The organism is Pseudoalteromonas sp. THAF3 (assembly GCF_009363775.1).
Taxonomy (GTDB): domain Bacteria; phylum Pseudomonadota; class Gammaproteobacteria; order Enterobacterales; family Alteromonadaceae; genus Pseudoalteromonas; species Pseudoalteromonas ruthenica.
This window is the reverse complement of record NZ_CP045418.1, coordinates 862,420-874,281: the sequence shown is the minus strand read 5'-3', so window position 1 is coordinate 874,281 and position 11,862 is coordinate 862,420. Positions and strand designations below refer to the sequence as shown.

The window sequence follows — 11,862 nt, the reverse complement described above, 5'->3', positions numbered from 1 at the left end:
AAAAAGCCGGCCTCAGCCGGCTCTCCTTGTTAAAGGTGCTTAGCTATTACGTAGCTGCTTAATGGCTTTATCAAGCACACCATTAACGAATTTATGACTGTCATCGGCACCAAACATTTTCGCCAGCTCAATGCCTTCATTGATGGCCACTTTGTATGGCACGTCATCTCGGAATTTAAGCTCATACGCACAAAGTCGTAAAATGGCTTTTTCTACCATATCAATTTCTTCGTACGGACGCGTCAAATGCGGAGCTAAGACTTCGTCTAGTTGTTTTGAGTTAACGGCAACACCGCGCGCTAGGTCTTTAAAATACTCTACATCGACCTTAGTCACGTCATTCTCGATTAACATGTTTTGTTCGATATCAGCAATAGCGTTACCGCTCATTTGCCAAGAGTAAACGGCCTGTAAGGCCAATATGCGCGCTTTGCGTCTCGCTGCTGGTTTCACTGTGAACCCTTAAATTTTGTCTAAAACATTAACCATTTCTAGGGCACCTAATGCAGCTTCGCCGCCTTTGTTGCCCATTTTTGTACCGGCACGCTCAATGGCCTGCTCTATGCTTTCAGTCGTTAATACGCCAAAAGCAACCGGTACATCATACTCAAGCGATACCTGCGCCAAACCTTTATTCGACTCACCGGCAACTAAATCAAAGTGCGGAGTGCCGCCACGAATAATCACGCCCAAGGCGATGATAGCATCAAACTCACCTTTGGCGGCAATGCGCTTGGCAGCAAGAGGTAACTCAACCGCACCCGGCACATACACCACGGTAATATCATCATCGCTGACGTTACCTGTACGCTTTAGCTCATCGACTGCGCCGTCCAATAAACTGCGACCAATGTAGTCGTTAAAACGCGAAATCACGATGGCAAATTTTTTGCCCGGTGCAAACTTGTTACCTTCAATAATTTTCATCTGTAAACCTTAATTGATTCTGCCAAGGCGTGATGCCGGCGAAATGCGGGTATCGCAAAATTGCCGCGCATCATAGCATAATTGAAAAAAAATAGCTGCTTATTCTGGCTGTACGTAGTCAACCACCTCAAGGTGGAAACCTGACAGCGCATGATACTTCTTCGGCATGCTCATTAAGCGCATTTTGGTGATGCCTAAATCCGCTAAGATTTGCGAGCCGATGCCTACGGTGCGCGATGTTCCCTGGATTTTACGGTGGTTGGCACTTTCGCCAGCATCTTCCAAAGCAAAGGCCTTAACCATAGCTTCGATATCGTCACTGCGCTCTTGCTTACCAAGGATAACCAACACCCCATCATGTTCAGCGATATAGGCCATGGCGTTAGACAATGTCCAACTGCGGTCCGCGCCTCGATCGGAAAGTAAAATATCGTTAAAGGTGCTTTGTAAATGCACCCGCACTAAGGTTGGGTCGCTGATATCACCTTTGATCATCGCATAGTGCAGCTGACCATCGATGGTGTCTTTGTAGGTAACTAGATCAAACTCACCGTACTGTGTTGGTAGTTTACACTTCGCCACTTGCTCGATGGTGGTTTCGTTAAGATTACGGTACTCGATTAAATCGGCAATAGTGCCCATTTTTATACCATGCTCTTTAGCAAAGACTTCGAGTTGCGGACGACGCGCCATGGTGCCATCGGGGTTCAGGATTTCGACGATAACCGAGGACGGCTCAAGGCCCGCAAGGCGTGCTAAATCGCAGCCAGCCTCAGTATGCCCTGCACGTGTCAGTACGCCGCCAGGCTGTGCCATAATGGGGAAAATATGCCCCGGCTGGACGATGTCTTCTGGCACTGCTCCTTTGGCAACAGCGGCTTGTACCGTGCGGGCACGATCTGCGGCCGAAATACCGGTGGTCACCCCTTTGGCCGCTTCAATGGACAAGGTAAAGTTGGTTGAGAATTGCGCGCCATTATTACTGACCATTAAAGGCAGTGCTAATTGTTCACAACGCGCCTGGGTAAGCGTCAAGCAAATAAGGCCTCGGCCATAGGTGGCCATGAAATTAATGGCATCGGCGCTGATGTGTTCGGCGGCGATAATGAGATCGCCTTCGTTTTCACGATCTTCATCATCCATGAGGATAACCATCTTGCCATTTTTAATGTCGTCGATGATCTCCGCTGCGGTGTTTAAACTCATATCTTGCCCATTATCGTTTATTTTATAAATCCAGCTTGCGCCAGCAAGCTCTCGGAAACTGAGGATTGAGGCTGCTCAGCCTTGGCACCATTAATTAGGCGCTCTAAATAGCGAGCTATTTGGTCAACCTCAAGGTTAACCTGGGTGCCCACTTGAAAATCTGCAATCGTGGTTTGCTCTAAAGTATGCGGCACAATGGTCAACTTAAAGCGGCTACCGTGAACCTCGTTGACGGTCAAACTGGCACCATCAATACACACTGAACCTTTATAGGGAATATACTTCATCAGTTCGGCGTCGGTTTGCAGCCAATACTCAATAGCGCGGGCGTTGCTACGCACATCAACCACTTCGGCAATGCCGTCTACATGCCCAGAAACCAAATGACCCCCTAACCTTGATAATGGCTGCAGCGCCTTTTCAAGATTAACACGTTGGCCTTGCTGGTAATGCGCAAAGCGTGTGAGTGATAAGGTTTCGCGCGATACGTCGGCACTGAACCCATCACTGAATTTTTGTGTCACCGTAAGGCAAACGCCATTCGTGGCAATGCTATCACCCAAGGCGACATCGTCCATGTTGAGACTATCGCTGCTGACGCGCACTTTTAAATCGCCATCAACAAGAGTGAGTGAACTTAAGGTTCCGGTTGCTTCTATAATGCCTGTAAACATGGCTATTCCACTGCTCTTTTATCTAGGGTAAGGCGCACATCTTCGCCAATGGGGCGCATATCGCTGAATTGCATCTGTTCAATGTCGTTCATATCGGCAAATGGACCTATGTTCACCAGCCCTTTGGCATCTTGGCCCATAAGTTTAGGGGCCAAATAAACCACATAACGATCAATAAGCTGCTGCTTCGCAAAGGCCCCCGCTAGGGTCGCGCCTCCTTCAAGCCACAGCGAAATAATATCTTCTGCAGCCAGTTGCGTGAGTAACGCGTCTAAATCTACATGGCCATCGTTATCCCCGGCCACATACAACTCGGTTACATTGTTGGGCCATTGCTGCACTTTATCAAGCGCAGGTGCTGTGCGTGAGCGCACGATAATAATCTTACCGGGTGTCTGCATTAACGCTAAATCGGGTGTGAGCCGGTAGCGACTGTCGATAATCACCCGCACAGGTTGGCGCACTTGCGCCAGCGGGTAATCGGCAAGTTGCTGTTCGCTTAGGCGCACATTTAATTGCGCATTGTCGCTTATTACCGTATCGGCACCCGAGACAATGGCACAATGTTGCGCTCGCAAGCTATGCACATCAGCACGGGCGTCACTGCAAGTAATCCATTTACTTTGGCCATTGGCGAGCGCCGTTTTGCCATCAATGCTGGCTGCTAGTTTGCAGGTGACGAACGGGCGCTGAGTACGCATGCGTTTTAAAAAGCCCGTATTAAGCGCTTCGGCTTGGTCACCGAGCAAACCATACTCAACGTCGATGCCAGCGGCCTCAAGCATCGCCATGCCCCGGCCACTGACTTGCGGATTAGGGTCTTGCATAGCACACACTACTTTAGCAACTTTGGCGGCTATCAAGGCGCCAGCACAAGGGCCGGTGCGGCCGGTATGGCTGCACGGCTCTAAAGTCACATATGCGGTGGCTCCCTCGGCATTTTCTGCAGCGGCATTTAAGGCATGAATTTCTGCGTGCGGCGTCCCCGCCTGAATATGAAAGCCTTCGCCAATCACCTTATCATCTTTAACCAACACGCAGCCCACATTCGGATTGGGGGTGGTGGTAAAACGCCCCTGCCAGGCTAAGGCAATAGCGCGGCGCATAAAGTGCTCATCTTGCGCACTGAAGCTCATATTAATCCCCTAGGCGGGCGATTTCTTCGCCAAATTCGCGGATATCTTCAAACGAGCGGTACACCGATGCAAAGCGCACATAGGCCACTTTATCCAGCCCTTTCAGCGCTTCCATAATACATTCGCCAATAAGCAAAGAGCTGACCTCTCGCTCACCGGTAGCTCGAATTTGCGATTTGATTTGATGCACCACCTCATCAACCTGCTCGGTTTTCACCGGCCGCCTTTCTAAGGCACGATGTAAGCCGTTAAGGAGCTTATCTTCGTTGAATGGTTCACGTGAGCCGTCCCGTTTAATCACGCGCGGCATTACCAACTCGGCGCCTTCAAAAGTAGTGAAACGTTCATGGCAATCAATGCATTCGCGACGGCGTCGAACCTGATGGCCGCCGCCCACTAATCGGGAGTCAATAACCTTAGTATCTTTGGCGCTGCAAAAAGGACAATGCATAGTGACTGGGGTTCCTGTAGAAAACAAAAAGGCCGCTATTTTTGCGGCCTTTATCATACACAAATGTTTGCCTAATGGCTATTTAGTGCAGCTTAGGCATACACTGGAAACTTAGCACAGATTGCTTTCACTTGCTCTTTCACTTTTGCCTGAACATCAGTGCTTTCGATGTTATCAAGTACATCGCAGATCCAGCCAGCAAGTTCTTTCGCTTCTGCTTCTTTGAAGCCACGGCGAGTAATCGCTGGTGAACCAAGACGTAAACCAGAAGTGACAAAGGGTGAACGTGGGTCATTCGGTACTGAGTTCTTATTCACCGTGATATTGGCGTTACCGAGTGCAGCATCAGCATCTTTACCGGTAATGTCTTTATCGATTAAATCAAGCAGGAATAGGTGGTTGTCTGTTTTTCCTGATACCACTTTATAACCGCGCTCTTGTAACACTGATACCATTGCTTGTGCGTTAGCCACAACCTGTTGCTGGTATGCTTTAAATTCTGGCTGTAGCGCTTCTTTGAAAGCCACCGCTTTGGCTGCAATAACGTGACACAATGGGCCACCTTGACCGCCTGGGAAAACCGCGCTGTTAAGCTTCTTATAGATATCTTCATCACCACAGTTAGAGATGATTAAACCGCCGCGTGGACCCGCTAGCGTTTTGTGCGTGGTGGTGGTGATCACATGTGCGTAAGGCACTGGGCTTGGGTACACACCGGCAGCGATAAGGCCGGCTACGTGTGCCATATCTACAAATAAGTAAGCACCGACTTTATCGGCAATCTCGCGGAAACGCTGCCAATCAACGATACCAGAATAAGCTGAGAAACCACCAATGATCATCTTTGGCTTGTGCTCAAGGGCAAGGGCTTCAACTTGATCGTAATCGATCTCGCCGGTTTGCTCATTCAAACCATATTGAATGGCATTGTAGGTTTTGCCTGAGAAGTTTACATGTGCACCATGAGTTAAGTGACCGCCATGGGCTAAGCTCATGCCTAGTACAGTGTCGTGTGGCTGAAGTAGCGCTTGAAACACTGCGGCGTTAGCTTGCGAGCCGGCATGCGGTTGCACGTTTGCATACTCAGTGCCAAACAGCTCGTTAGCACGGTCAATCGCCAGTTGCTCAACAACGTCGACGTGCTCACAACCACCGTAGTAGCGTTTGCCCGGATAGCCTTCGGCATATTTATTGGTAAGCTGTGAGCCCTGCGCTTCAAGTACGCGTGGACTACAGTAGTTTTCCGAGGCAATAAGCTCAATATGCTCTTCTTGACGAGAAACCTCATCGCCCATCGCTTTGGCAAGTTCTGGATCAAAGTCTGCAATGTTCATGCTACGTTCTAACATGCTGTCTCCTAGGTGCAACGTAATTGTCGATTTGAAAGGTGTTATTGTACGCGCAAACCGCGCATTTGCCTATCAAGGATGTGTGAGCTTATTTAAACAAGGATTGAATTTTTTTCACAGCCCTAAAAGAATGATATTTTTAAATCCAAAACATAATAAAAACAAATAAAAAATCACTATTTTATTTTTATTACTAATGGAAGAACCGGCTTTTCAGTATCAGTGCTGGTAACTTGTCACTATGATCAATAAGCCGTCCAGCAATCACGTGGATCACCCCTTGGTGGTTTTCTATTACCCCTTTCACTTCCAATAAACGTGCGGTTAGAAAGGCTTGTTGCTGGGCCTTCGCCGTTGCCTGCCACACCACGACATTGGTGTTGCCGGTTTCATCTTCCAAGGTTAGAAATGTCACTCCGGCGGCACTGCCTGGTGATTGCCGTCCCGTGACCAAGCCAGCAATAGTGACACTGGCGCCACTGCGACAAAGACGCAATTGCTGGGCGGTTTTTGCGTGCTGTAATCCCCCTTCGGCGCGTAAATAACACAGTGGGTGCGCGCCCATATTGACCCCCATACTGGCATAATCTTCTAGGGTATCCTGTAACTTACTTGGCGGTGCTAATGGCAATGCATCGCTCTGTTCACCAAAGAGCGGTAACCGCTGTTGTTTGTCGATAATCTGCCAGCGGCTATTAAAGCGGTCTTGCGCTATGCTCGCGAGTGCATTGCTGCTCGCTAACGCTTCTAATTCCATCTCGCGCAAGCCGCTTTGATACAGCTCACTGACGCTGCTGTATCCGGCTATTGGCCGTTGTTTAACGAGCTGTTGCGCACTTTGCTGACGAAACCCTTTAACGCAACGCAGCCCTAAGCGTATCGCGAAACTTTGCCCTTGGTGTACCAGCTGGTGCTCCCACACTGAGGTGTTGATATCAACGGGCAACACCGTAACCCGGTGACGTCGCGCGTCCTGCATGAGCTGGTCCAACGAATAAAAGCCCATGGGTAAGCTGTTTGCTAAGGCACAGAAAAACGCACTCGGGTAATAATATTTTAAGTAAGCAGAGACATAGGCCAGCACCGCAAAGCTCGCCGAATGCGACTCGGGAAAGCCATATTCGCCAAAACCACAAATTTGTTGATAGATACGCTCAGCAAATTGCTGCTCGTACCCGCGCGCTAACATGCCAGTGATGAGTTTACGTTTAAACTGAGTCAGCTCGCCATCACGTTTCCATTTAGCCATGGCCCGACGTAGCTGGTCGGCTTCACCGCCACTGAAGCCTGCAGCGACCATGGCAATTTTAATCACCTGCTCTTGAAATATCGGCACCCCTAAAGTGCGCTTAAGGACTTGCTCAACTTCTTTAGAGGGGTAAGCAATGGTCTCTGTGCCATCACGGCGTTTTAGAAACGGGTGTACCATATCCCCCTGAATGGGCCCAGGGCGTACAATGGCAATTTGAATCACTAAGTCGTAGTAACACCGTGGCTTGAGCCTTGGCAGCATGCTCATTTGTGCGCGCGATTCAATTTGGAATACCCCGACGGTATCGGCGCGTTGTAACATCGCAAACACCTGAGGATCATCGCCGAGGCGGGTAATATCGGCAATGCTGATACGGTGTTGGTAATGTTGCGCCAGTAGCTTGAAGCAGCGGTGAATAGCACTGAGCATACCCAAGGCAAGTACATCGACTTTTAATAAGGCGAGGCTTTCAAGGTCATCTTTATCCCACTGAATCACGGTGCGCTCGGCCATTGCCGCATTTTCCACTGGCACTAGCTCATGCAGCGGACCTTGCGAGATCACAAAGCCACCCACATGCTGGGATAAATGCCGAGGAAAACCGCGAATTTCATCCACTAAGCGGAAAAAATGTTGGTTAATGGCCACATCCGGGTCAAGGCCAAGCTTTATCAGTTGCGCCTGCCATTGCTCGCTGCCATGGCGATGATTCAGCTGCTTAATATAGTAATCCAGTTGTGTTTCACTGAACCCTAACGCCTTACCAACATCACGAATGGCACTTTTCAAACGATAGGTGATCACCGTTGCAGCTAAAGCAGCTCGCTGCCGCCCATATTTGCGGTAAATATATTGAAACACTTCTTCTCGGCGCTGGTGTTCGAAGTCGACGTCAATATCCGGGGGCTCATTGCGCTCCTTGGAAATAAAGCGTTCAAATAAGACATCAATTTGTCGAGGATCTACCGCCGTGATCTCCAAACAATAGCACACCACGGAGTTGGCCGCCGAGCCTCGCCCTTGATAAAGAATATCGCGACTTTTGGCAAAGCACACAATATCGTAGATAGTTAAAAAAAAGGGCTCATATTGCTGCTCGCTAATCAGCTTGAGTTCTTTATCTATTTGCGCTTGCAGGTGTGCCGGTGGGGGGCCGCCAAAGCGTTTGTTCACGCCTTCGGATACCAAGGCACGCAAGTGCTCGCTAGCACTTAATCCCTTAGGTACTAGCTCATGTGGGTATTGATAGCTGAGCTCATCGAGATTGAAAGTACAGGCTTGGCTAATATGCACTGTTGCTGCGAGTTGCGCTGGCGAAAACAGCTTGGCTAACTTAGCTTTTGGTCGCAGTGCGCGCTCCGCGTTGGTGAGTAAGGCCGCGCCTAGCTCGGGGACCGATTTCCCGGCGGCAATGGCGCTGAGCACATGCTGCAACGGCAAACGTTCGGCGCTATGCATCAGTGCCCCACCAACGGCCACAGTCGTTAGCTGATGGTGTTGCGCTAAGGCCTCGATATAAGTCAAATACTCGGGTTCAAAGCTGCTTAGATGACGCTGTACGCCAATGTAAAGGTGGTTGTTATAGTGGCGCTTAAGCCACTTTCCCCAGTGTAGGTCATGTTCACTCAACACCTGCCCCTGGCCTTGGGGCAGCCAAATAAGTATACAGCCTTGCAGAGTTTTTAAATCCCACTCACTAAGCTGATAATGACCTTTGGCAGTGCGCCGACGGGCGTTAGTGATCACCCGACATAGCTGGCTGTAGGCTTTTTTGGTTGGGCACAAGGCAATAAAATGTAAGTGTTGATAATGAAAAGAGCTACCCACGATTAAACACAGCGGCAGTTGCTGCTCTTTAATATGACTATGCGCCCGCACCACTGCGGCAACCGAGCACTCATCACACAAAGCCAAAGCCTGATACCCCAGCTCACATGCTTGCGCCACCAGCTCTTCGGGGTGCGAAGCACCACTGAGAAAGCTAAAGTTACTTTGACAAAAGAGTTCACTGTATTGCACGGCACTCATTAGGCGAAGTACCCCTGTACAAACCAACCCTGATGTTTGTCTTTGAACAACCAACATAATTGCCCTTGGGCATTTTCACCAATGTAATAGTCACGTTCAATTAATTGCTGTTGCCACCAATGGCTTTGTATCCGCTCTGGGCCGCGTAATAAACAAACCTGCTCGCTAAGCACTTGTGGTTCCAGTAAAAAATTAGGCCGCAGAGGGGCTGTTTTTTTACTGGAGCTAGAGGTGCTATAGCTGTGTAAAGGGCTTTCCTTCACTTGCGTATACTCAGGGATATGCGCATTGGTGCAATGCAAGTGATAACAATGTTGCGCCCCTAAGCGCGCGTGTAATACCCCTAGCAACTGCTGTTTTGCCAGCCCTTGTTGGCGCTTATCAAATAAATTTTGGCTTTCACCTAAGGCATCACTGAATTGCTCACATGTTAATTGCACGGCAATAACGGGGGCATCCAAGCTGAGGGTCTCAAGCTTAACTTGGACTAAAGTTAACCAAGGCACTAACTGCCCTTGTGGTGCCACACTATGAACCGTAAACAGCTGTGTGGGTAATTCGCGAAAATAAAAGCTAAACTGCAGCTTCTGGGTGTGTAATTGCATTTGCCGTAAATAAGCACATAAATGCTCACATAGGGTGGTCATCACCGGGAGTAAACGCGTGCTCTCGTCTATTTCAAAATTCAGCTCTTGCAAGCGCTGAAAGTACTGACTAGGTTGGTAAAAGCGATAGTAGCGCCCTTTTTTTGGTAAACGAACATGCCCTAGCTGCCCCTGCAAACGAGTGATGTAGTCCAATAATTCATAGGGAAAGCGTTGGCGTAGCTCGGCCTTAGGCAGTGCTAATAGCTGCCCAATTGTACCCAGCCCTAAGCGCGCCAATTGATGATGGTATTGGCTACTTATACGCATCGCACTCACTGGCAACTGTTCCAAGCGGTGCTGTGCCGTAGCGGGGCTGTCAGTGATCATCTCAGTGCCCGCACGCGCTAACACTTCCGCCGCTTCAATACTCGGTGCACAACCATAGCGATAGTGCTGCAACCACTGCCTAAATACCCCTTGCAGCGCCTCAAATAGCTGCTCAATGTCAGGATAGAGCACCCGCATACTGTGGGTCGCAAAAATTAAGCAGTCACTCCCACATAGAATAATATCGCCAGTACGCTGGTAACAATGCTGCGCTATTTGTTGTAATAGCTGGCGCTCAAGCTGTTCATCATAGGCAAACACAGCCAATGTATTACACAGGGCCGCCGCACTAGCGAGCCCCATCCCCGGCTTAATGCCGGCCTGTTGCGCTGGCGGGTTACTTTGCACCACCTTATCTTTGCACGCGAGAATAGCCGGCTCAGTCAGTGCCCGACATTGCAATTGCAAATCACAAAAGTGCACAGCCAAGAACATCAGCCTACCTCAACATGCTGTAACGGCTCATTATCGCCTCCCTTGAAAGCCTGATGAAGGTCGCTGTAATGTAAAAAAGGCCATAGCTGAGTGCGCCTTAGGTGTACTTCGCCACTGGCAAAACGCCCTTGTTGGCGCAATAAGCGCACGGTTAAACCGCAGTCAGAGGGCAAGATATGTACACTCAGCTGTACCGGCAGTGAGCAAGGCTGGGTGCTATAACTGAGCAAGACCAGCACCGCTTGCGATTGCTGACAGGCTAAGTTAAAACGCCGAACTTGGGTAAAGGATAGGCCTTCCTGCCATAACCATATTAAGGCACAACTGCTGCTACGAGCACATTGCTCTGCCGCCCACAGCGCCTCACTGTCACTTTTTGGTCGTAAAATAACGACGCGCTCGCTGGCTATCTGCAACTGGGCAAGCCAATGGGCACAAGGTTCTGCCGGGGGGTTAATAAGGATAATTAAACCCGATTGCTGCGCGCTTAGTAGCGCTTGCAGTAACCTAAATTCACCGATTGCCGGCTGGCTAAAAACACTGATCACTCCAGCATCAGGCCAACCGCCTTGCAATAAAGCATCAAGCTCAGAAAACCCTGTTGGTGTGTATGTTAACGGGCACGACTCTGCCTGTTCGCTCTGTGCTTTTGCATTGAAAATTAACCCTTGATGCTGCATTGAGGCTAATGTTGAATTCATAACCACCACCCAAAATACTGTTTATTTATACAGTATATACGATTTAAAAACAGCTCCCCAAGTTGTTTTCAATAAGTATTTATAACGGCTTGTAATAACGGAGTTTTTAGTTCAATTTCTAAGCGGGAAATGGCATAGTAGCTATTTACACGAAGGGCCATGCTCTCCATGATTGGCAACAGCTCGACAGCAATAGTAGTGAGTTCTGCTATCACCCTAGACTTACTGCGTGGCAGTGATGCAGCAGCGCTCTACCATGCGGTAGAGCAGAGCCGCGAACATCTATCGCGCTCAATGCCGTGGGAGCGCAATATCGTTGATAATGCCAGTGCCAAGCACTACATTACGCAGCGCCTTAACAGCCCGTTGCCAGGCGCCAAATGGTTCGCTATTTACTTTCATAGTGAATTTGCTGGGGTATTCGCTATCAAGCATATAGACCCTCATACCCAAGTCTGTGAATTAGGTTACTGGTTAGCGAATATAGCGCGGGGACACAGAGTCATAGACAGTATCCTGGCCTGCATCATTCCCTACTTGAGGGCGCGAGAAGATGTGCACTTCGTACACTTTCACTGCTTGGAAGACAACCTCGCCAGCATCAACATTGCGCAGCGCGCAGGGGCGGTATTAAAGACGAAAATAGCCAATCAACTGGGTGTCGCTAAGGACACCCAGTATATGTGCATTTATCAGCTCGCGCTAAAGGCCCGCACCTAATGTAATGCG

Annotated in this window: 11 protein-coding genes; 1 reads left to right on the top strand and 10 read right to left on the bottom strand. The window is 49.3% G+C overall.

The window, feature by feature from the left end; translation table 11 throughout:
- Nucleotides 1-39: 39 nt before the first annotated feature.
- The 10 genes from nusB to FIU82_RS03930 form a co-directional block, all read right to left on the bottom strand.
- Nucleotides 40-453, bottom strand: coding sequence for a transcription antitermination factor NusB (gene nusB / locus FIU82_RS03975; RefSeq protein ID WP_022943552.1), 414 nt, complete (start codon nucleotides 451-453; stop codon nucleotides 40-42).
- 9 nt (nucleotides 454-462) lie between these two features.
- Nucleotides 463-927, bottom strand: a complete 465-nt coding sequence (ribE, locus tag FIU82_RS03970; protein ID WP_022943553.1) for a 6,7-dimethyl-8-ribityllumazine synthase — start codon at nucleotides 925-927, stop codon at nucleotides 463-465.
- A 99-nt stretch (nucleotides 928-1,026) separates the two neighbouring features.
- Nucleotides 1,027-2,133: a bifunctional 3,4-dihydroxy-2-butanone-4-phosphate synthase/GTP cyclohydrolase II gene (gene ribBA, locus FIU82_RS03965; protein ID WP_138548049.1), complete on the bottom strand. Its 1,107-nt coding sequence runs from the start codon at nucleotides 2,131-2,133 to the stop codon at nucleotides 1,027-1,029.
- Nucleotides 2,134-2,150: 17 nt separating this feature from the next.
- On the bottom strand, nucleotides 2,151-2,807 hold the full coding sequence (locus tag FIU82_RS03960) for a riboflavin synthase (RefSeq protein ID WP_022943555.1): 657 nt from the start codon (nucleotides 2,805-2,807) through the stop codon (nucleotides 2,151-2,153).
- A gap of 2 nt (nucleotides 2,808-2,809) precedes the next feature.
- Complete coding sequence (gene ribD / locus FIU82_RS03955) at nucleotides 2,810-3,943, bottom strand: bifunctional diaminohydroxyphosphoribosylaminopyrimidine deaminase/5-amino-6-(5-phosphoribosylamino)uracil reductase RibD (RefSeq protein ID WP_152440398.1); 1,134 nt, start codon at nucleotides 3,941-3,943, stop codon at nucleotides 2,810-2,812.
- Between the two features lies 1 nt (nucleotide 3,944).
- Entirely contained in the window at nucleotides 3,945-4,394 is a 450-nt protein-coding gene (gene nrdR, locus FIU82_RS03950; protein ID WP_026111229.1) for a transcriptional regulator NrdR, read from the bottom strand.
- 92 nt (nucleotides 4,395-4,486) lie between these two features.
- Entirely contained in the window at nucleotides 4,487-5,743 is a 1,257-nt protein-coding gene (gene glyA / locus FIU82_RS03945) for a serine hydroxymethyltransferase (protein WP_022945772.1), read from the bottom strand.
- Between the two features lie 193 nt (nucleotides 5,744-5,936).
- Nucleotides 5,937-9,023: an error-prone DNA polymerase gene (locus tag FIU82_RS03940; RefSeq protein ID WP_216651823.1), complete on the bottom strand. Its 3,087-nt coding sequence runs from the start codon at nucleotides 9,021-9,023 to the stop codon at nucleotides 5,937-5,939.
- Nucleotides 9,023-10,432 carry a DNA polymerase Y family protein gene (locus tag FIU82_RS03935; RefSeq protein ID WP_152440397.1) on the bottom strand — a complete coding sequence of 470 codons (1,410 nt, stop codon included), beginning with the start codon at nucleotides 10,430-10,432 and terminating at the stop codon, nucleotides 9,023-9,025. Before FIU82_RS03935 ends, FIU82_RS03940 begins: the two co-directional genes overlap by 1 nt.
- A complete protein-coding gene (locus tag FIU82_RS03930) occupies nucleotides 10,432-11,133 on the bottom strand; it encodes a hypothetical protein (protein ID WP_152440396.1) in 702 nt (233 codons plus the stop codon). The genes FIU82_RS03935 and FIU82_RS03930 overlap by 1 nt, the downstream gene beginning before the upstream one ends.
- 198 nt (nucleotides 11,134-11,331) lie before the next feature.
- On the opposite strand from FIU82_RS03930, the gene FIU82_RS03925 reads away from it, so the two are divergent.
- Nucleotides 11,332-11,853 (top strand): GNAT family N-acetyltransferase, encoded by a 522-nt coding sequence (locus FIU82_RS03925; RefSeq protein ID WP_216651822.1) that lies wholly within the window; start codon nucleotides 11,332-11,334, stop codon nucleotides 11,851-11,853.
- The last annotated feature ends 9 nt before the right edge of the window (nucleotides 11,854-11,862 follow it).

Coding starts and splice junctions, on each gene's coding strand:
- nrdR (WP_026111229.1), bottom strand. CDS start 4,394: ATGCATTGTCCTTTTTGCAGCGCCAAAGATACTAAGGTTATTGACTCC.
- FIU82_RS03935 (WP_152440397.1), bottom strand. CDS start 10,432: ATGTTCTTGGCTGTGCACTTTTGTGATTTGCAATTGCAATGTCGGGCA.
- ribD (WP_152440398.1), bottom strand. CDS start 3,943: ATGAGCTTCAGTGCGCAAGATGAGCACTTTATGCGCCGCGCTATTGCC.
- FIU82_RS03960 (WP_022943555.1), bottom strand. CDS start 2,807: ATGTTTACAGGCATTATAGAAGCAACCGGAACCTTAAGTTCACTCACT.
- FIU82_RS03940 (WP_216651823.1), bottom strand. CDS start 9,023: ATGAGTGCCGTGCAATACAGTGAACTCTTTTGTCAAAGTAACTTTAGC.
- glyA (WP_022945772.1), bottom strand. CDS start 5,743: ATGTTAGAACGTAGCATGAACATTGCAGACTTTGATCCAGAACTTGCC.
- ribE (WP_022943553.1), bottom strand. CDS start 927: ATGAAAATTATTGAAGGTAACAAGTTTGCACCGGGCAAAAAATTTGCC.
- ribBA (WP_138548049.1), bottom strand. CDS start 2,133: ATGAGTTTAAACACCGCAGCGGAGATCATCGACGACATTAAAAATGGC.
- FIU82_RS03930 (WP_152440396.1), bottom strand. CDS start 11,133: ATGAATTCAACATTAGCCTCAATGCAGCATCAAGGGTTAATTTTCAAT.